The organism is Holdemania filiformis, assembly GCF_003459085.1.
In the GTDB taxonomy this organism is placed as follows: domain Bacteria; phylum Bacillota_I; class Bacilli_A; order Erysipelotrichales; family Erysipelotrichaceae; genus Holdemania; species Holdemania filiformis.
Window position 1 is genome coordinate 1 of record NZ_QRUP01000020.1, and the last position, 19,324, is coordinate 19,324.

The following is a 19,324-nucleotide window of genomic DNA, read 5'->3' on the forward strand; positions in this document are numbered from 1 at the left end:
AAGTTACGCATTTTTTTATTTTTTCCTATCCCTTATCTGTCACAGCCTCTTTTAATATATGAGAAATTGCCAATTGATATTTATTAGCAGTTGAATCCGTTGGTTCTTCCGTTACAGCCGGGGTTTCCGTCGGATCTGCATCTGGAGTTTCTGTCACCTCTGGAGTGTTCGTTTCCTTCGGATCCTCACTCACCTCCGGTGTTGGATCAGGAGTAATCGTTGGTGTAGGTTCCACCGTTGGATCCGGCTGTTGGATTTCTTCAGATTCATTACTCTGAGAAGCTGTTGAATGAGCCGTGATGTTAAGAGAATGTTCCCCTGCCTGGACGTCTGTGGATTCATTGAATTCCGTACCGTCCAAAATCATTGAATCAATTTCGTAACCTTCGTTGGCTCTTACGGTCAGGGTGCCCGGTGCGACTGATTTCGGCGCTGTTACTGTCTGACCATTGACAGTAACGCTTACAGCTAAGCTCGCTTCGCTATCATTCGCATCGGTCCCGTTGTTGTGTGATTCAATGCTGATTACAGAATCGACATCAAAGCTTTCCGCCACAACCCGGATCGGCATATCCGTAAAGCAGGACAACGTCATCGCGAAGACGGTCAGCATCTTTAATACTCTGTCAAACCTGTTCTTAATCTTCATTCTCGTTCCTCCTTTCTATCTTTGATCATTTTTCCATTAACGCCGATCTTCTGATTTCCTGCAATCCATTCGATTTCAGTTTCGTCGTTAATGACCGTAATGATAGCGTCTTTGTGGATTCCCGGTTCAAACACTGTCGGCTCTGCTTTCTTCAGGACGATTGCAGTACCCCGTTTTACTTTTAAACCAGCTTCCTCCTTGTCGTATTGGATCTTGGAACGCTTGGGATTCTTATAACCCCAGGTGACTGTATAACTGCCGTCTCCGTTGGAATCCACTTGGTTAACAAACAAGCTGAGATTCTGATTCTTTGTTTTGAATGCGGCCGCAATCACCAGGATGCCGGCAGCAAGGAAAGCAAAGAGGAGCGCAGAGTCCTGATTTCTGCGGGCAGCCTGCGGTGTTTCTTCATCTTCGATTTGTTCAGTTTCCGGCTCCGGTGTCGCTGAATCCGCTAATATTCGTATTGGACTCATCACCAACAACATTGCCATCAAACTAAGAATTAACCCTTTCCGCATACTGTTCACCTCCAAGACACCCTCATTCTATCAAGGGGTGGTTATAAAACGGTTAGATATCCCATTTTCAATGGGGAAAGTTTTTAATTCATTCTAACTTTGAACGGAATTCACGAATGATCTCTTTCCTTATTTATAGAGAGATAAAATGATTGCGGAATCATTCCGATCACGGTATAACTAACTTATTCATACGCCCGCAGAAAGGATGAAGATCTTTATGAAACTATATTTAGGCGCAGATCTGGGAGGGTCCGCTACAAAATTGCTGCTCTGCGATCCTCACGGCAAGCTTCTCGCTGAAACCCAATGTCCATCGATCCGCACATCCGCAGCGCTGACCGCCGCGGTTCATGCCTTTTTAAAAACACAGGGAAGGGATGAGGAAGAAGTGGAAAGCATGGCGATGACCGGCGTCGGGAGTTCTTTTATCGAAGGTCCGGTGATCGGAAAAGAACCATTAAAAATCGACGAAATGCAAGCCGTGGGCCAGGGTGCGCAAGCTTTAGCGGCAGCAGGATATTCTGGCTGTCAGTATGGGCACCGGAACAGCGCTAATCCGGGCTGATCATGCCCGGATCCGACATATCGGCGGCACCGGTGTCGGAGGCGGCACGCTGGCGGGACTGGCGCTGCGGCTAACCGGAATGGAAACCGCGGATTTTATCCAGCTGTCGCTCTCCGGTCATTCCGCGAATGTCGATCTGAAGGTCGGCGATCTGACCCGCGATACGATGCAGACGCTGAATTCCGATCTGACCGCCGCGAATTTCGGAAAGCTGGACGCTCGGGGCAGCGCCGCAGACCAGGCCGCCGGACTCATCAATATGATTCTGGAAACGATCGGCGTTATGGCAATCCTGGCAGTACGTCAGGACACAACCCGAACGATTGTGCTGACCGGCGCGCTGGCTGTCTTGCCGCAGGCCAAACCGCTTTATGATAGGATGAGCCGGATCTATAACGTGAACTTTCTGATCCCCGATCACGCGCCTTACGCTGCATCGCTGGGCGCAGTATTGACAATTCTGTAAATCCACGGATTGAAAATTGTTACAAGCGGGAAAAGATCTTTTTCGCATTTTCAGCATTCTTTTTTCAGAAAGCACCGCCCAAAAGGAACTGCCCATGATAAAATGAATCTACTTGCTGAAAGGAGATACAAAGCATGGACTTTAAAAAATTAATCGACGAAATCCCGGCCTACGACCATTTTTTGACCGTGGATGAAATGGACGCCAGCACTCTGAAGCTGGCCGAAGACTATCCGGATCTGGTCACGGTCACGCAAGAGGGAACCTCCCGCGGCGGTCATCCGATCTACTGCCTGAAGATCGGCGACGGCCCGAAGAACGCCTTTATGTTCGGCTGTCCGCATCCAAACGAACCGATGGGCGCGATGATGCTGGAATATTTCTCACGCCGTTTATGCGAAGATGAAGCACTGCGCCGCGAACTGGGTTATACCTGGTATCTGATCAAAAGCATCGACGTCGACGGCACAAAGCTGAACGAAGGTTGGTTCAAGGGACCGTTTACGATTACCAATTACGCCCGGAATTTCTTCCGTCCGGTCGGCTCGGAACAAGCGGAATGGACGTTCCCGTTCACTTACAAAAATTACAGCTGGACAACGCCGATTCCGGAAACTCAGGTGCTGATGAACATCATCGACCGCGTGAAACCGGAATTCATGTATTCGCTGCACAATGCCGGCTTCGGCGGCGCATATTGGTATGTATCCGGCGATGAGCCAAGTTTATGGGACGGTTTCTACAAAGCGGCGGAAAAGCAGAATGTCCCGCTGAATCTGGGCGAACCGGAAATGGTTTACGTCACGCAATACGCCCCGGCCTGCTACAAAATGACGGGTTCCAAAGATTCTTACGATTACTATGAGCAAAGTATGGAACATCCGGAAGCGATGATGAGCTGCGGCACCAGCTCCGACGATTACGCTTCTCAATACGGCACCTACACGCTGGTCGCCGAGCTACCTTATTTCTTCTCCCGCAAAATTGTTTCGGACACGATCATGCCGTTCACCCGCGCGGAAGCAGCGATCAAGGGCGAACAGGTCAATCATGATCAGATTGAACAGATCGGCAAGATCCTGGATCCGGTTAAGCCGTGGCTGACAGAGGATAATCCGTTCCCGAAGATTGTTTTGCTTTCCGTGGATAAAAACGACGCGTCCACGCAGGCACAGATTGATTATTATAAAAAGACGGAAGCTTACCAGCAGCCGTGCAAGGAATCGGAAGCCTTCGACTGCCTCGATATCACGCGTTTCTACACACTGCTGAGCTGGGGCTTGAGCGTGCGCGCGATCAATTACGCAATTGAGCACACCGATATTGATCCGCAGCTGGCCAAGACCGCGCTGGAACAGGCGCAGAGCGGTTTCGACAAGTTAGCGGCAGAGTTGGAAAACGATATCGATTATTCCGTCGTTCCGATTCGCAGCCTGATTGGCGTGCAGCTGGAAAGCGGTATGCTCGTGGCCGATCTCCTTCGTTCTAAATAAAGAAAAAAAGGAAAATCGTGTTTCGGATTTTCCTTTTTCTATGTTTTTTTCTTGTTTTATCCGTCGATTCCCTTGCGGCGATAGACCTGGTTAAATGCCAGCGCGCCTAAGGCTGCCCAGACAAGCATGACCGTCAGACTCATCAAGCCTTCGCCGCTGATCAGCGGCAACCCTGCGGCCTGACGCATCATCAGATCGATAAACGCCGTAGTCGGCAGAAACTGCGCGATGAGGTGAATCGTTGGATTCATCGTCGAGAAGACCGCCGGCAGCATAATAAAAATCATAAACGGCGCCGACAGCGTGCCGGTTGCCATCTGGTCCTTGCATAACAACCCGATCATCGCCCCCAGAAACAACAGGCTGATCGCCGCCAGGGTGCCGCTGATCAGATAAACCGCAAAAAGTTCCGGCGCTCCTTTTAAAATCAGAAAGTCGGCAATCGCGATGATCGTCATTAAAAAGAGGGCGACCAGCGATTTGCTCAGCAGAAATTCTTCTGCGGACACATCGGAAAGCATCAGTGTGCGCAGCGTGTTCTTTTCTTTTTCCTCCGCGACCATCATGCTCAATAAGCTGATCGGCGTCATCGCCAGATTCATGATCTGACAAAGCGCGATGATATAATTCGTTGATTCGCGGGTCTGAGTCATCGGGATGACATAGCCATACAAGACGGCGAACACAACCGGCAGGATCAACATGACCAGCGTATTCTTATTGATCAGCGTCATTTTCAGATCCTTCTGCAGCAAGGCGGCCATAACATGACTTCTCAGCTTCATCGTAAATCCCTCCCTGTCAGTTGTAAAAAGATCGTTTTAAGATCAGGTTCCTGCGAATGAATCGTCAGCAGCCTGCCTTCGTGTTTTAACGCTTCCCGGATCGCTTCCGGCTCCTTGCGCACCCGCAGGGTCGTGCCGTCCTGGTAGCGCAGCTCCACGCTATCTTCGGCATATTTCAGCCGCAGCGCCTGAGGGGTGCCTTCCTCAACAAGATGTCCCTCATTTAAAAAAGCGACGCGATCGCAGAGTTCCTGGGCTTCTTCCATATTGTGCGTCGTCAGAAAAATCGTCGTTCCCTGGCGGTTCATCTCACGGATCAGAGCATGCACGTCCGCGCTAGTCGCAGGATCGAGATTCGCCGTCGGTTCGTCCAGAAACAACAGCTTTGGCTGGTGCAGAATCGCCCGCGCAAACATCAGCCGCTGCTTCATGCCGCGGGACAGCTTTTCAGCCTTCTTGTTCTGATGGTCGGCCAGTCCCAGCTGCGTCAGCACCTGCTGAACACGGGTCTGGGATGTTTGGGAAATCCGGGCGAACAGTCTGAGATTTTCCCTGACCGTCATTTTTTCATAAAACCCGCTGGTATCGGTCAAAACGCCGATTTGCGAATACAGAGAACCGCGGCCGCACACCACCGGCTGCCCCAATACCGTCAGCTCGCCGGACTGCGGACTCAGCTGGCCTGTCAGCAGCTTGATCGTCGTGGTCTTTCCAGCCCCGGAGGGGCCGAGAAAACCGTAAATCTCCCCTTGCCTGACAACGCAGTTCAATTGGTTCAGCGCCGTCTTCCCCTGAAAGGTCTTCGTCAGGTTGGTGATCCGGATACATTCTTCCATCATGGAATCCTCCTTTCGATGCCGGCTTGATTATATCGGAAACGCCGGTCCGGGACAACCGCGGATGAACCAGCGGAGCAGATCCGCCGTTCAACGGAGCTGCCGGCCGGTTAAAGATTCCACAGCCGTTTCAGCTCATCGACACGGCCCTTGCTTAACGGGATATCAACATCAGGCTGCGTTTTTAATTTCAGCCCATAGGAATTCCGCGTCCAGCGGATCAGCTCCTTGACCTTTTCCATATTGACTAAGTAGGAACGATGACAGCGGAAAAAGCCATAGCGGACTAACCGGTCTTCCAGTTCCTGAATTGTCGAGGACGTGATAAACTCGTTGCCGCGCACAACGATCCGGCATTTGCCCCGGACGCTTTCCGCATAGTCAATTTCCTGGGGATCAAAGACGAGAATTTTATCTTCCAGCTTGACCGGAATTTTATCGCCAGGATGAGGCGGCAGAACCTCCGCCTCGTTGTTCAGTTCCACCAGCTCGTCCGCATCCAGCGTAAAAGCAGCCCCGGGAAGCAGATACAACAGCTTTAGCGACATCGTCGTCGTTATGACGCGCAGCGATGAACGCTGTTCTAACCAGTCCAGAATCAGAGCCCGGCTGGTTTCATCTAAATTTAATAGCGGCTCCTCAATCCACAGAATCTGCGGCTGCCGCAGCATTTCCCGGGCGATCGCCAGCCGGCGGCGCTGGGAAAAATCGAGTTTTCCGACCGGCGTCTGCGCTTGTGCGGATAACCGCATCGTTTCCATCGCCGTTTCGACCGAACAGACCGAACGGAACAGGCGGGCGAAAAAGCGCAGGTATTCCGCCGTTTTCATTTCCTCATAAAAGGCTTCCTGCCTTTGGACGATGCCCAGCGAAACCTCCTGACGCAGACTTTCGCGCAGCCTTCGGCTTCCCTGATCGTCACATTCGATATGAATTAAGCGTTCGCCGCTGTCTAACAGCTGCCGCTTCCAAGTATCCTTCATCGATTCCCCTGCCTTTCTGCTTGTCTTATTTTACATCACATTCTTTACGCCAGAAATGAAATCTTTCTTAAATTCTTCGTCTTCCCTTGTCCGCGGATTTCCTCTTTGGGTTGATTCAGATCAGACACAAAGGTAAGCAGAAGTGAAAAAAGACGAACGTCCATGACAGCGTTCGTCTTTTTAAATTGAGATCTATCGAATTTGAAAGGGTATAAAGTATCCGGCAGAGGATCGCCGTTTTTATTCACCTTTCAATGCAATCGGACGACGATTTTCATAGGCGTTTTTAATCGCCTGGATGAAATCGCCATGTCCGTCTTTCAGAGAAATCGTCGCGCCGGTGCGGACGTCTTCCAGCATCTTCTTTTCATCGTCGGTCAGGGCGCTGAACTTCGCCTTGTCCTCGTCGCTCTTGGCTTCCGCCTGCAATGGCCGGCCGTTGGCGTCGGTGTACTTGGCAAACCAGTCTTCAACTTCAGCGATCGTCTTGCCGACAAACAGCTTCTCAAACACATCGGCTTCGCTCGCCCAGGTGCCGCTGTTCAGCTTGTAGCTGTCGCCGCGTTCGCGCTTGGTCTTCCAGGTATCGAATTCAGCCAGATATTGATCTTCAGTATCGGCCGTCTTGCCTTCAATCTTGCCGTCATGATTTTCATCATTGTTGTATCCGCCCTGCCCCGGGAATCCGGAGAACTGCGGCATATCCGCGCCATCATAGTTCGGCGTCGCAACTTCCATTTCATCCAGCTTCAGTGAAACGATCCGGCCTTCAGCGTCAAACAGAGCGCTGGCCACCAGCGTATTAAAGCTGTAAACCTGAACCTCCTGATCATCCTTGCCCGGTCCGACACGACCGTTGGAAGCAAGGCCGAGTCCTTCCGCCGCTGCTTCCTTGACGTCTAACGGCTGACGCAGCTCATAAGCTTTTTTCAAAGCCGTAATGAAATCGCCGTGCGGATCTTTCAGGGAAATCGTCGCGCCGGTGCGGACGTCTTCCAGCATCTTCTTTTCATCATCGGTCAGGGCGCTGAACTTCGCCTTGTCTTCGTCGCTCTTGGCTTCCGCGTGCAATGGCCGGCCGTTGGCGTCGGTGTACTTGGCAAACCAGTCTTCGACTTCAGCGACCGTCTTGCCGACAAACAGCTGTTCGAAAACATCCATCTCACTCGCCCAGGTGCCGCTGTTCAGCTTGTAGCTGTCGCCACGTTCGCGCTTGGTCTTCCAGGTATCGAATTCAGCTAAGAATTGTTCTTCGCTGTCAGCCGTCTTGCCTTCAACCTTGCCGTCATGATTTTCATCGTTGTTGTATCCGCCTTGTTCCGGGAATCCGGAGAACTGCGGCATATCCGCGCCGTCGTAATTCGGCGTCGCGACTTCCAGTTCGTCGATGTTCAGATCCAGAATTTTACCCTCTTTATCAAACAAAGCGCTCAGCACCACTTCGTTGAAGCTGTAAACGGAGACTTCCTTGTCATCCTTGCCCGGACCTAAGCGGCCGTTGGATACGACGGCCAACCCCTGATAAAGATCGGATGCCGCGACTTCCTTCGGCTTTTCTTCCTTCTCCGCCTTTTCGACATACGGATAGGCTTGCGGATCCAGCGCATTGTTGACCGCGTCCTTGATTCCCTGGCTGGAGAACGTCGCTCCGCTGACATTATCGACGTCAGTGGAGTTGGCTTTCACGATCGCCTGCGGCAGCTGTTCGATCGCCTGCGAACCAATGCCCTGCGTTTCCTGATCGCCGATCGCTTTGACGTCTGTAATCTTCCCGTCCTTGCGTGTGACGGTAACGGTGATCAAACCGCCGAAACCATTGCCCTTGCCTTCCAAGGTTTCAGTTTTGGCTTCCGGAGCACTGCAGGCCGCTGCGGAAATCAACAGCGCGGCCGCGGCCAGAAGCCGAATCCATTTTTTCATAACTTTTTCCTCCCTGTGGTGATTTCAGCATAGCATGACCTGATAAACCAGGACAGTCGTTTGCTTCAGACAGTATGGATTATCATAGAACTATTATGGATAAACACAGTTAAGGAATGGACATCGGATAAGGAATGGAGAACGGGAAGTTTTCCTGACCGCGGCCATTCCGACGTTTATCCGTGCTCCACAATTCTAAACTCAATCTAAATTATGCTAGAAATCGAACGAATGATTCAGCCCTGCACGAATAAATTGGCTTTTTTCCTAACAATGATTTATCATTGAATTATAAGTACCAAGTCTATTATCCATTCATCTTCAGTTTTCATTATTTTTCAAGTTTCCGTTTCCCGCCGTTTTTCAGCGTTATCCCGTAAAAACGGCGGTTTCCGCTTTTTTTCAGTAAGGGGGAGTTCCATTGAAAGCGTCAAGCAGAAAAGTTCCGCACCGCCAGCTCGTTCTCGGCTTATTTTTTCTCATCGTCAATCTGATGGCCGGCAGTCTGATCGCCGTTCAGGAAACGCGGCACATCCAGCAAGTGTTAGCCCAGCGCGGCGAGCAGGCGCAGGAAAAGCTCGGCGGCGTTATGGCGGACTACACGCATTCTTTCCAGCTGTTCGCGCAGCTGCTTCAGCAGACCCTGGACGCGCATCCGGACCCTGACGTCATCTGGGATGATCTGAAAACGCTGGACCGCAAGCTGGCGGCCATAGAAGGCGATACTTTCGACGGCGTTTATATGGTGTATCAGGATCGTTATCTGTACAGCTGGGATACGCCGTATTCGCAATATGAAAGCACCGGTTACCGGCCGCAGGACAGACCCTGGTATCAAGACGCCGTTCAAGGACAGGGCGCGATCGTCTTCACGCCGCCGTATATGAGCTACGCCAATCATTACATTCTTTCCACGATCTCCCAGCTGCAGCCGGATCAGGAAACGGTATTCGCCTACGATATCAAGATGGGCAATATCCAGCAGTTAGTCCGCGAACTGGGCAGTTATGACCAGGAACAGTTGTTGGTCTATGACGCCAACGGCACGATCATCGGCAGCACCGAGGAAGCCTATCTGGGCAGCACCCTGACCGCCGACGCCGCGGCAGCCCAAACCGCGCTGCAGCAGGCTCGGGCCGCCATGGAGGCCTTGGAAGAAGGAACCGAGGCATGGCAGAAGGCGAAAGAACAGGCCGAAGCGGCCGAAGCCTTCGCTCAGTTTCGCAAGCAGAGCGAGCATGGCCTTCAGACCTTACTCGATCAGCCGCGGAAGGCTTCGCTGATCAAGCTGGGTTCGCGGCAGGTCTACGGCTATCTCAGCCCCGGAGAAGATTATCAAATTTTGATTCTGGTGCCGCTGGGGTCTCTGCTCGGCGCCACCGCGCAGGTCTGGCTGCTTCCATTTTTGGTTTTGGAACTGATCTTGGTCTACGGTTTGAGCCGTATACGCAAGGAATGGAACACGCGCGAGCTGCAGCAGGCCTACGTCGAATTGGGTCAGACCCAGAAGCGGCTGGAAATCGCCTTGAAAGCGGCGCAGAAAGCGGCGGCGATCGACGATTTAACCGGCACGATGAATTTTAAATCCTTCCGTCAGAATGTAACGGAACAAATCCAGAACATGCAGGAAACTGACGCCGGCATATTGATCATGCTGGATGGCGATCATTTTAAAACGATCAACGACAATTATGGTCATCAGGTTGGCGACGAAGTGATCAAGTTGGCGGCCCAGATGATCATCGGCCGTATCCGCACCGTGGACTTGGCTTCCCGGCTGCACGGCGATGAATTCGCGATCTTTATCGCCAATACGCAGGACTACACCGTGGCCCAAAAGATCGTCGGCGACATCAATACTTCGTTAGTCAGCGAATCTGCGCGCCGGCACATGCCGAATATCACGTTATCCGCTGGGGCGGTGATCGTACGCCGCGGAAGCAATTATGCGCAGCTGGCTAAAGTTGCCGACGCCGCTCTGTACGAAGCCAAATCGTCGCATGACGGCGGCTTCGCGCACGCTTAGGGTTACCTTTGAAGCTCCACCATGAATTAGCGTTCCTGTCATCCGCTTCCTCCTGAAGCGTTCATCCTATGGAATATAAAAAGACGCTGACCGCAGGATCACTCCCTGCGCATTCGGCGTCTTATCTTTTTTCTCTGCTTATCCGGATCCATCCGGATTCCAGCCTGATTATTTTGGAAATAGGGAAAAGCTCAGGTCAGATCAAAAGCAGATAACCGCTCGTTGCGGACTGAATCTGATCTTCGCTCAAAGTGTCCCCAACGACGTTGAGATCCTCGTCCAGCACCATCAAGCGGCGGCCTTCCGGAACGCTCAAGGTCCCGTCGAAGCGCTGCTCCAGCCGGAACGTCTGCGGCTGCTCAGCGAAGCCCTGGCCTTCGTAGACCGGCAGCGTATCCGTCCGCTGATATCGGTAGGAAGCCACCTCGCACAGTTCTGCCTCACCCTGGGTGAAGAAATAAGGATCGATCAGATCGCGGCTGCCGTTGCACGGCGTGCGCAGGAAACCCCGGCCATGATTCTCATCAGCCGGGATAAAGCTGCCGTCAAAGCCGCCGCTGTACACGTCGCTGCCCTGCCGGCCGCTGAATGACGCGACCATGATGCCCTCAAAGCCCGGCAGTGCCTGCAGGCTGAAGCCCGTCATGATCTCTCCGATGACCAGATCCTCCGGACTCGGGTTGACGACGACATACCGCTGATTCAGACGCTGGTTCCAGACATCGCTTAACGGTTTAAAAGATTTTGCCTTCATCGCGACCGGATAGGTCTGGCCGTTCATCTCACTCATCAGATACTGATCGCCTTGAGCTTCAGCAAAGAAATAATTGACTTTTTCATTCGCGATCCAGCGGCTTCCGTCATAGCGCAGGTAGGTTTCCCATGGATAAGCCTGCGCTTTCAGCGGCGTTTCCTGAAAATGCGCGGTCGCGCCCTGCATCGCAATCTTAACGATCGCGCTGGGCATCAGATAGGTGCCGCAGCAGGTCTCGGAAACCGCCTGCGGAATAGCCTGCGACCGGCGGTAGATCGAAATTCCCTGCTTGTCCAGCAGCCACTGCGCTAAAATATGCAGCGCCGCCTGAGTCACGTCGATCTTGCAGTCATGGGTTTCGCTGATCGCCAGCACCGCATTGTACTTCGGAATAACAAGCAGCTGAGAGGTGAACTGAAAGCTGTTGCCGCCCTTGCGCAGTACCCCTTCGCCCAGATCAAAATCCGGATCGCGGAAATCGACGGTATCCCAGCCCAAGCCGTAGGCTGGACTTTTCTGATCCTGCGGCAAAAAGGAAACGCCCTGTTTCTTCGCCATTTCCCGCTTGCTCGCTTCGCTCAGCACCGGATTTTCCGTTAAGAACAGCTGGCCGAATTTGCACAGGTCGATCATCGACGTCGTCAGACCGCCTGCGCCCTCGACTAACAACAGCTCTGCCGGCTTCTTTTTTTCATGGACTAACGGATTCTCCGGATTGCGGTTTTCAATCGTTCGGGTCGAACCGGCTCCGATCGGATCCGTGATGTTCTCGCGCAGAAACTCGCTGTACCGCTGACCGCTGACGCGCGCGACAACGATTTCCGCCAGGGTGAAGCCGTCGTTGCAGTAAACTGAATATTCGCCCGGCTTCGCTTTCAGATGACTGATCGCCAGGTAGTCGAGCACTTCCTGATAATAATCCCGCTCCGTTAACGCCGTGACGGAAAAGCCTTTCCACTGCGTTCCCGGCAGCCCGCTGGCGTGGTTTAACAAATGCCGTACCGTGATTTTTTTATAATCTTCATCGAGCATTTTAAAATCCGGCACATACTGAACGACCGGCGCATCCAGCTCCACCAAACCACGCTGGACTAAGATCATCACCGCCGCGGTGCAGTAAATTTTCGATACCGAAGCCACGTTATAGGTGCATTGCGGGGTTGCCGCGATTTTTCCCGGCTGATCCTGCCAGCCCAAAGCATCGGCCGCCGCCAGCTCGCCGTTGATTTGCAGGGCATAGGAAACTGAGGTATAATCCTTGGCCAGCGTCATGCTTAAAAAGTCCGAGGTTCTTTTACTCCATTCACAATCCATAACTTTCCACTCCTTATTTTTGTTCATTATACCGCATATTAAAAAGAAAAGACAGGACGGTTCGCGCGGTCAGCCGCGAATGTCCGTCCTGCCTTCAATTTTCAATAAAGAATCGGCCAAGCTTGTTCCATCATGCGTTTTTTCTTTTTTCGCTCAACCAAGCGCAACGTCGAGAATCATCATGATCAGAAAGCCCAGCATGAAGCCGAGCGTACCGATGTGGGTATGTTCACCCAAATGGGCTTCAGGAACCAGTTCCTCGACGACGACAAAGATCATCGCCCCGGCCGCGAATGAAAGCAGCCACGGCATCAGACCCGCGATCTGCGAAGCAGCCAGAACGGTCAGGATCCCAAAGATCGGTTCAACGATCCCCGACAGGCTGCCGTAAAGAAACGCTTTGAATCGGCTGAAGCCTTCCTGCCGCAGCGGCAGTGAAATCGCCGCGCCTTCCGGGAAATTCTGAATTCCGATGCCGATTGCCAGCGCCATCGCCGCCGACATCATCGCCGGATCCTGATGCTGCGCCGCCATCGCGAATGCCAGACCCACGGCCATCCCTTCAGGAATATTGTGCAGCGTCACCGCGGAAACCAACAGTGTCGTCTTTTTCCAGTTTGTGCTGAGTCCCTCAGGCTGTTTCTCTTCCAAATGCAGATGCGGAAGCAGATGGTCCAAACCATACAGGAACACGCCGCCCGCCGCAAAGCCGAGCGCCGCCGGCACCCAACCGACCAAGCCCATCGCCTCTGCCTCGCTGATCGCCGGGATTAACAATGACCACACCGAAGCCGCAACCATCACCCCGGCCGCAAAGCCGAGAAATCCCTTCTGGATATTCCCGCCGATTTGATTTTTAAAAAAGAAGACGACCGCCGCGCCGGCCGAAGTCAAAAGAAACGTAAATCCGGTGCCCAGGGCCGCATAAGCAATTGCATTCATCTTCACTCCTCCTTCGTTATGTTAGATATATTTAACTTTATAAGTTCATTGTAGAGAAAGCCGCAAAGAAAGTCAATTCCAACGCTTTCGAGCTTTCAATTCTTTCATCTTTCTTTCAGAGCGAACAGTTTTATACCCACCTGTTTCTTAAATGTGGTATCCTATTAAAAACAGAGTAGATTAAAGGAGCGATACCATGACCTCTGCCAAAACCCATCAGTACCCTGCCGTCGATGTGATGAAATTTGTCTGCGCGTTTCTCGTCATCGTCGTCCACACTTATCCCTTTTATGAAGTCTGGCCTGATCTGGGCTTTGTCACAAGTAATATATTAGGAAGAATCGTCATTCCGTTTTTCTTTATTTCCGCCGGTTATTTCATGCAGATCGGCCGCTGCCACAAAGATGAGAATTACTTCCGCAGCTACATCAAGCGGTTGATCAAGCTGTATCTGATCTGGAGCGTGATCTATATTCCCTTCGGCATGCACAAGCTGGGCAGCATGATGGAGATCAGCGGAGCGCTGTGGCTGGCAGCCTTGCCGATCGCGCTATTCAACATCGGCACCTACTTTCATCTGTGGTATATGTCGGCTCTGATCTTCGCGATGGTGTTCTGTCATTTGTTTTTAAAGAAATTTTCAATGAAGGCCTTATTGATCTTGGGCGGCGTGTTGTTTTTATTCGGCTTGATCGAAACGTACCACGGACTGATCACCAATGAAATCCTGCTGCAATCGGTCAACACGTACTTCCTGTTAATGTTCACGACCCGCAACGGCCTGTTCTTCGGCGTGCTGTTCGTCGCGCTGGGGATGGCGCTGGCGGATCAGAACCGGGTGGAGGCGATCCGCCATCCGTTTGCCAAGGCGGCCGCGGCGTTTGGGCTGCTGGTCGTCGAAGCGTTTACCGTGCGGCACTTCCACTGGGCGCTGGATTACAACATGTATTTAATGACCGTGCCGTTTACCTTGTACTGGTTCGCGGGGCTGTTGCGGACAAGGCTGGATTGGAAACTGAATTTCAAAGCCCTGCGCGAGTCGAGCACCGTCATCTATTTCTGTCACGCGATGTTTCTGGAGCTGGGCGAAATCTTGTTGGGTTCGCTGTATTTAACCAACGGCGCGGTACGGTTTTGCTTTGTCTTCCCGCTGACGATGATCATGACGGCGATCATCCGCAAGTGGCTGCCGTTTCTGAAATAGACCGATCCTTACAAAAGTGTTCGCCGAATGAAAGATTTTTTCTATGACAATTTCTCGCTTTTATACTATAATGATACACGAACCTGTTAAAAAGCCTGATCTGAGCTGAAATGTAATCTTTCGGCAGATCAATTAATGTAAAGTTCCAAGAGATAGAAAGGTGGGATTGGGTGGCAAAGCGAAAGCGAAACCGCACGCGGAAAATCAAACCCTTTACGATTTTACAGAAAACGTATATGATCGCCGGCGTTCTGATCCTGGCAGGCATGATTACAGTCTACGGCTCGGCGATGATCGTGCTGAAAGGTCCGTCGGTCACCGTCAGCAACCTGCTGACAAGCACAATGATGGAAACCCGGACGTTAAAGAGTATCGCCCGGCTGTTTTTCTCGGAAGAGGAAATGGAAACGATCATGAACCGCAACTCCGTCAGCGATACGGATGAAATCACGGATTCAGAAACCGATTTCGTCATCGACGAAAGCAAGAAAGATAAAATTGAAATTATTGATATCAAAGGTCCGACCTACGAGGGCAAGCTGATGATTGTCTACGATCCTTCGCGAATCCATCTGGCGGTCAATTCCGACCTGGACAACAGCAACGAGGGTTACTTCGTAGAGGAATACGTCAAAGCGAACGACGCGATCGCCGGCATCAACGCCGGGGGCTTCGACGATCCCAACGGTCAGGGAACCGGCGGAATTCCCTACGGCATCGTCATTCAGGACGGCGAGCTGGTCAGCGGCGGTTTAGACGATTACAATTCCGTGATCGGCTTCAACGAGCAGAACAAGCTGATCGTCGGCAACATGACCGGCCGACAGGCACTGGAATACGGACTGCGCGATGCCGTTACATTTAAACCGATCTTCATTGTCAATTACGTTCCGGTTGAAGTCACCGGCACCGGCGGCGGCGTGAATCCGCGCACCGTCATCGGCCAGCGGGAAGACGGCGCTGTGCTGTTGTTAGTCATCGACGGCCGGCAGACGACCAGTCTGGGCGCTTCCTATTCCGACTGCATCGACATCATGACCCAATACGGCGCGATGAACGCGGCGAATCTGGACGGCGGTTCTTCCTCCGTCATGGTCTACGACGGTCAGATTATCAACAACGTGGTTTCCATGAACGGAGACCGCAAGGTACCGACCGCCTTTATCGTGAAATAACAGGAGGGCCTCATGAGCAACAACGACGAACAAAAAAAGCCGGCGGCCGCGCCGAAGAAGAAAAAACCGGCGGGCAGTCCGGCGTCTAAACGTCCGGCAAAGCCAGCCAAGGCCGACAATCCGCCGAAGAAAAAAAAGAAGAAAACGGAAGCCGTCCTGCATCACAGCCCCGAAGGTCATACCGGAGGGAAACAGGAAACTACCGATCTGTGGCATTTATCGGTCGAGCGGATCCGCGAAGCTTCCGAACGGGAGCGCAGAAAGATCAACTCTTCCAATCAGCAATTCCTCTATTTTCTGTTGAAGCTGTTCCTGGTGTTAATGATCTTGGGCAGCGCGATCATGTTTTTGACCTGGAAGGTCTTGGAAAACTATGAAAAAAGTACGCCGAACGGGGCGATGAGCGCTTACGTTCATCTGCTTCAGGCGGACAACTACGATAAGATTTACGAAAACTCCACGGTGATTTTCACTCAATTCAATGAGAAAGAACCTTACGTTGAGTATCTGAAGTCGATTTATGAGGGCGTCGATCTGAAAAAAGCGGTGTTCTCCAAAAAAGCGTATTCCAATGATACGTTCCTCTATTATGATATGATCGTCGACAAGCAGAGAATCTCGACGTTGGAGCTGATCTACAATGAAGAGGCCAAGCAGTGGAACGTGCGGACCGTCATCGACGCGCGCAACTTCTATATCGAAGTCTTCGGCGACGCGCAGGTCTATGTCAACGGCATCCGGCTGAACGAGAATTACATCACGGAGCGCAATGTCAGCTCCGACGCCTATTCCAACTTGTTTGACCTGAACCAGGCGCCGTTAGTCACCCGTTATCATATTGATAATCTCGTCGGCGTTCCGACGGTTACAACCCAGGACGATACGAAGTACAGCATCGTCAAGGATGCGCTGGCCGACCGCTTCTACCTCGGGGATCAGCCAAACGGAGCGATGGAGGAAATCATGCGGACACGAATCCGCGACACCGCGATGACCTATGCGAAATACATTTCCGAGGACACCCGCTTCTCCGATCTGCAGCAGTATTTATACCGCCGCACGGATTACTACAAAGCGATTTCCAGCTTTGTCAATCGTTACTTCTCCACCCATGATTCCTATCGTTTCGATAACATGCATATCAGCGATTTGATCAGCTATGGCGAAGACGTCGGCTTCACCGGCACAATCTCGTTCGATTATGTCGTTACGATCGAAGGCGAGAAGTCGCAGACTTATTCCAACACCTATCAGATGACATTCTTAAACGTCGACGGCAAATGGCTTTGCAGCAATCTGGTGATTGCCAATCAAACTCAGCCGGAGGCGAAAACGGAGACGGAATAAACAAAGCTCGTAACAACAAAAAAAATCACATCCCAACGGAAAACCGGAAACCCCGGTTTTCTTTTTCTGTAACGATGATCGTTAACCTGCTTGTAAACTCAAAAATTGATTCCGCGGAGCATACGGCCTTGCGTTTAGAGATGAAAGACGAAAGCTCAGATTCACGCTTAACAATGAACCCTGCACAAAGCGCAAAAAAAGCGGACCTCGCCGCTTTTTAAGTTGATATCGGGAAACGCTCGTTCCTTATTTAATGATTTCGCCCAGGGCGGAACCGGAAATCGCCGCCGCATTGGCTTCGTCAGTATCAATATGCATCGCCAGCGCGTACTTTTCAGAAACGCGGACAACCGTATCGCCGAACGTCAGGCTGCGGCCGTCGGTATCGATCTTCACGGAAACGATCTGACCGTTGGTGACGCCGTACTTTTCAGCATCAGCCGGGGTCATGTGAATATGCCGCTTCGCTGCGATCACACCCTTGGTGATTTCAATCGAGCCGGCCGGGCCGATAATCGTAATGCCCTGCGTGCCTTCGATGTCACCGGATTCGCGGATCATCGCTTTGACGCCGACGGTGCGTGCTTCAGTCAGCGACAGCTCAACCTGCGTTTCAGGACGGGTTGGTCCCAGAACGGACAGCTTCATTTCGCCGCGTTCGCCTTTGATCGTTACCTTTTCGTTGGAAGCGAACTGGCCTGGCTGGGACAGCTCCTTCTTAACCGTTAATTTGTATCCTGGGCCGAACAAAGCTTCGACGTCGGCATCGGTCAGATGGATGTGCCGTGCGGAAACTTCAACTAATACTTTTTCTTCTGACATAATTTTACTCCCTCTTTCTTTCATGTTCATTATAGTCAATTTATGGGCCTTCGGCAATGGAATTGATTTATTTTTTAGTCAAAATTTCGCCGATGATCAGTCCGTTGGCCGCCGCCTGGGACAATGAGCGGGTAAAGCCTGCGCCGTCGCCCAAAGCGTAAATTCCCGGGCAGTCTTTGATCTCAAAGTCAACGCAGTCCGGACGGGCGGAGTAATACTTGCATTCCACGCCGTACAGCAGCGTATCATAGTTAGCGGTGCCCGGCGCGACTTTATCGAGCGCGTGCAGCGTTTCAATGATGTTGTCGAGCTGGCGCTTCGGCATACACAGGCTCAGATCGCCCGGCACAGCGTTCAGCGTCGGTCTGACCGTCGACTGCTTCAAGCGTTTCTCATCGGTACGCCGGCCGCTTTCCAGATCGCCTAAGCGCTGGACGAGCACGCTGCCGCCGGAAATCTTATTCGCCAGCGACGCGACGTAGCGGGCGTAATCGATCGGATCGTTAAACGGTTCGGTAAACCGGATCGTGCAAAGCAAAGCGAAGTTGGAGTTGTCTGTCTTGCGGTCCAGTTCCTTGTACGCATGACCGTTGACCGTCAGTACCCCGTCGGTATTCTCCGTGACGACCAAGCCGCGCTCATTGAAGCAGAACATCCGCGTCGTATCGCCATACGCCTTCGAGCGATACAGGATCTTCGGTTCGTAAATTTTCTTAGAGAAATGTTCCCATACCATCGCAGGCAATTCAACGCGCACGCCGATATCGACCTGATTGTTCGCGCAGGCCACGCCGTTGCGCTTGCACCAATCCAGGAAAACCCGGCTGCCAGCCCGGCCAACCGCAAAGACCACCTTATCGCCGATAACGCTGTATTGCTTGCCGCGGTGAGTGAAGAAGACCTCATGGGTTTCCTTGTTGACATCCGTGACGGTGCACAGCGTTTCAATCTGAACGCGCTGCTTCAGATCGTCGACTAAGCGCTGCATCGTCTTCAGGTTGGCATCCGTCCCCAGATGCTTCAGCTGCGCCTGCTGCATATGCAGATCGTAGCGCAGACAAAGCTGCTTTAATTCATCATTCGGCACAAACCGTTCCTTCTGCGCCCCGAAGCGCATCAGCACCTGATCCGCCTGTTCAATATAATCCATGACCTTGGCCGGTTCCATGAAATCCGGCAGCCATCCGCCGTATTCCGTTGAAATGATATACTTGCCATCGGAGAATGCGCCCGCTCCGGCGATGCCTTCCATCACTGCGCACGGTTCACATTTCAGGCATTTATCCGCCTTTCCGGAAATGATCGGGCACTGCCGATGCTCTAAATCCAATCCCCGTTCCAGAAGCAGAACCGACGCTTCCGGATCCCGCTCGGCAATACGATAAGCGCACATCAGTCCGCCGATGCCGCCGCCGATGATGACGACATCATACTTGTTGTTACAGTTCAACCCTTATTCCTGCCTTTCTGTTAAAGACCTTTTCCCGTCCTTCATTTTATCACAAAAAAGAAGGATTCC

At 52.1% G+C, this 19,324-nt stretch carries 17 protein-coding genes; 7 read left to right on the forward strand and 10 right to left on the reverse strand.

Going from position 1 to position 19,324, the window contains the following annotated elements:
- Positions 1 to 25: 25 nt before the first annotated feature.
- Together DWY25_RS13735 and DWY25_RS13740 are read right to left on the reverse strand one after the other, a co-directional pair.
- Positions 26 to 649, reverse strand: a complete 624-nt coding sequence (locus DWY25_RS13735; RefSeq protein ID WP_117895712.1) for a hypothetical protein — start codon at positions 647 to 649, stop codon at positions 26 to 28.
- Positions 646 to 1,170 (reverse strand): hypothetical protein, encoded by a 525-nt coding sequence (locus tag DWY25_RS13740; RefSeq protein ID WP_117895713.1) that lies wholly within the window; start codon positions 1,168 to 1,170, stop codon positions 646 to 648. Before DWY25_RS13740 ends, DWY25_RS13735 begins: the two co-directional genes overlap by 4 nt.
- A 220-nt stretch (positions 1,171 to 1,390) precedes the next feature.
- On the opposite strand from DWY25_RS13740, the gene DWY25_RS13745 reads away from it, so the two are divergent.
- The 3 genes from DWY25_RS13745 (at position 1,391) to DWY25_RS13755 (ending at position 3,697) form a co-directional block, all read left to right on the forward strand.
- The gene (locus tag DWY25_RS13745) at positions 1,391 to 1,738 is read left to right on the forward strand and encodes a hypothetical protein (RefSeq protein ID WP_117895714.1); all 348 of its coding nucleotides are present in this window, start codon (positions 1,391 to 1,393) and stop codon (positions 1,736 to 1,738) included.
- Positions 1,707 to 2,204 carry an acetate and sugar kinases/Hsc70/actin family protein gene (locus DWY25_RS13750; protein ID WP_181981833.1) on the forward strand — a complete coding sequence of 166 codons (498 nt, stop codon included), beginning with the start codon at positions 1,707 to 1,709 and terminating at the stop codon, positions 2,202 to 2,204. The genes DWY25_RS13745 and DWY25_RS13750 overlap by 32 nt, the downstream gene beginning before the upstream one ends.
- Positions 2,205 to 2,338: 134 nt before the next feature.
- Complete coding sequence (locus DWY25_RS13755; RefSeq protein WP_117895716.1) at positions 2,339 to 3,697, forward strand: M14 family zinc carboxypeptidase; 1,359 nt, start codon at positions 2,339 to 2,341, stop codon at positions 3,695 to 3,697.
- Between the two features lie 56 nt (positions 3,698 to 3,753).
- Here DWY25_RS13755 and DWY25_RS13760 read toward each other — a convergent pair whose 3' ends face one another.
- The 4 genes from DWY25_RS13760 to DWY25_RS13775 form a co-directional block, all read right to left on the reverse strand.
- A complete protein-coding gene (locus tag DWY25_RS13760) occupies positions 3,754 to 4,482 on the reverse strand; it encodes an ABC transporter permease (protein WP_117895717.1) in 729 nt (242 codons plus the stop codon).
- Positions 4,479 to 5,318, reverse strand: a complete 840-nt coding sequence (locus DWY25_RS13765) for an ABC transporter ATP-binding protein (RefSeq protein ID WP_117895718.1) — start codon at positions 5,316 to 5,318, stop codon at positions 4,479 to 4,481. Before DWY25_RS13765 ends, DWY25_RS13760 begins: the two co-directional genes overlap by 4 nt.
- Before the next feature lie 110 nt (positions 5,319 to 5,428).
- A complete protein-coding gene (locus tag DWY25_RS13770) occupies positions 5,429 to 6,301 on the reverse strand; it encodes a LytTR family transcriptional regulator DNA-binding domain-containing protein (protein ID WP_117895719.1) in 873 nt (290 codons plus the stop codon).
- Positions 6,302 to 6,541: 240 nt separating this feature from the next.
- The gene (locus DWY25_RS13775) at positions 6,542 to 8,221 is read right to left on the reverse strand and encodes an FMN-binding protein (RefSeq protein ID WP_117895720.1); all 1,680 of its coding nucleotides are present in this window, start codon (positions 8,219 to 8,221) and stop codon (positions 6,542 to 6,544) included.
- Between the two features lie 421 nt (positions 8,222 to 8,642).
- Between DWY25_RS13775 and DWY25_RS13780 the strand changes: the two genes are divergently transcribed.
- On the forward strand, positions 8,643 to 10,247 hold the full coding sequence (locus DWY25_RS13780) for a sensor domain-containing diguanylate cyclase (RefSeq protein ID WP_220412958.1): 1,605 nt from the start codon (positions 8,643 to 8,645) through the stop codon (positions 10,245 to 10,247).
- A gap of 196 nt (positions 10,248 to 10,443) precedes the next feature.
- On the opposite strand, the gene DWY25_RS13785 is transcribed toward DWY25_RS13780, so the two are convergent.
- Both DWY25_RS13785 and DWY25_RS13790 read right to left on the reverse strand, forming a co-directional pair.
- A complete protein-coding gene (locus tag DWY25_RS13785) occupies positions 10,444 to 12,315 on the reverse strand; it encodes a serine hydrolase domain-containing protein (RefSeq protein ID WP_181981834.1) in 1,872 nt (623 codons plus the stop codon).
- Positions 12,316 to 12,468: 153 nt separating this feature from the next.
- Entirely contained in the window at positions 12,469 to 13,257 is a 789-nt protein-coding gene (locus DWY25_RS13790) for a ZIP family metal transporter (RefSeq protein WP_006059910.1), read from the reverse strand.
- Between the two features lie 196 nt (positions 13,258 to 13,453).
- Here DWY25_RS13790 and DWY25_RS13795 point away from each other — a divergent pair, with 196 nt between their 5' ends.
- The 3 genes from DWY25_RS13795 (at position 13,454) to DWY25_RS17765 (ending at position 16,983) form a co-directional block, all read left to right on the forward strand.
- Complete coding sequence (locus DWY25_RS13795) at positions 13,454 to 14,461, forward strand: acyltransferase family protein (protein WP_117895722.1); 1,008 nt, start codon at positions 13,454 to 13,456, stop codon at positions 14,459 to 14,461.
- 170 nt (positions 14,462 to 14,631) lie between these two features.
- Positions 14,632 to 15,636, forward strand: a complete 1,005-nt coding sequence (locus DWY25_RS13800) for a phosphodiester glycosidase family protein (RefSeq protein ID WP_244925987.1) — start codon at positions 14,632 to 14,634, stop codon at positions 15,634 to 15,636.
- Positions 15,637 to 15,648: 12 nt separating this feature from the next.
- On the forward strand, positions 15,649 to 16,983 hold the full coding sequence (locus tag DWY25_RS17765) for a hypothetical protein (protein ID WP_181981835.1): 1,335 nt from the start codon (positions 15,649 to 15,651) through the stop codon (positions 16,981 to 16,983).
- A gap of 246 nt (positions 16,984 to 17,229) precedes the next feature.
- Here the strand turns inward: DWY25_RS17765 and pduL are convergent, their stop codons facing one another.
- Positions 17,230 to 17,805 carry a phosphate propanoyltransferase gene (gene pduL / locus DWY25_RS13810; RefSeq protein WP_039864838.1) on the reverse strand — a complete coding sequence of 192 codons (576 nt, stop codon included), beginning with the start codon at positions 17,803 to 17,805 and terminating at the stop codon, positions 17,230 to 17,232.
- Positions 17,806 to 17,872: 67 nt separating this feature from the next.
- A complete protein-coding gene (locus tag DWY25_RS13815; protein WP_117895723.1) occupies positions 17,873 to 19,255 on the reverse strand; it encodes an NAD(P)/FAD-dependent oxidoreductase in 1,383 nt (460 codons plus the stop codon).
- Positions 19,256 to 19,324: the final 69 nt, after the last annotated feature.

What these genes read in the sequence shown, in the direction of transcription:
- DWY25_RS13735 (WP_117895712.1), bottom strand. Translation starts at nt 649, where the DNA reads ATGAAGATTAAGAACAGGTTTGACAGAGTATTAAAGATGCTGACCGTC.
- DWY25_RS13760 (WP_117895717.1), bottom strand. Translation starts at nt 4,482, where the DNA reads ATGAAGCTGAGAAGTCATGTTATGGCCGCCTTGCTGCAGAAGGATCTG.
- DWY25_RS13785 (WP_181981834.1), bottom strand. Translation starts at nt 12,315, where the DNA reads ATGGATTGTGAATGGAGTAAAAGAACCTCGGACTTTTTAAGCATGACG.
- DWY25_RS13765 (WP_117895718.1), bottom strand. Translation starts at nt 5,318, where the DNA reads ATGGAAGAATGTATCCGGATCACCAACCTGACGAAGACCTTTCAGGGG.
- DWY25_RS13795 (WP_117895722.1), top strand. Translation starts at nt 13,454, where the DNA reads ATGACCTCTGCCAAAACCCATCAGTACCCTGCCGTCGATGTGATGAAA.
- DWY25_RS17765 (WP_181981835.1), top strand. Translation starts at nt 15,649, where the DNA reads ATGAGCAACAACGACGAACAAAAAAAGCCGGCGGCCGCGCCGAAGAAG.
- DWY25_RS13790 (WP_006059910.1), bottom strand. Translation starts at nt 13,257, where the DNA reads ATGAATGCAATTGCTTATGCGGCCCTGGGCACCGGATTTACGTTTCTT.
- pduL (WP_039864838.1), bottom strand. Translation starts at nt 17,805, where the DNA reads ATGTCAGAAGAAAAAGTATTAGTTGAAGTTTCCGCACGGCACATCCAT.
- DWY25_RS13775 (WP_117895720.1), bottom strand. Translation starts at nt 8,221, where the DNA reads ATGAAAAAATGGATTCGGCTTCTGGCCGCGGCCGCGCTGTTGATTTCC.
- DWY25_RS13750 (WP_181981833.1), top strand. Translation starts at nt 1,707, where the DNA reads ATGGGCACCGGAACAGCGCTAATCCGGGCTGATCATGCCCGGATCCGA.
- DWY25_RS13770 (WP_117895719.1), bottom strand. Translation starts at nt 6,301, where the DNA reads ATGAAGGATACTTGGAAGCGGCAGCTGTTAGACAGCGGCGAACGCTTA.
- DWY25_RS13745 (WP_117895714.1), top strand. Translation starts at nt 1,391, where the DNA reads ATGAAACTATATTTAGGCGCAGATCTGGGAGGGTCCGCTACAAAATTG.
- DWY25_RS13755 (WP_117895716.1), top strand. Translation starts at nt 2,339, where the DNA reads ATGGACTTTAAAAAATTAATCGACGAAATCCCGGCCTACGACCATTTT.
- DWY25_RS13740 (WP_117895713.1), bottom strand. Translation starts at nt 1,170, where the DNA reads ATGCGGAAAGGGTTAATTCTTAGTTTGATGGCAATGTTGTTGGTGATG.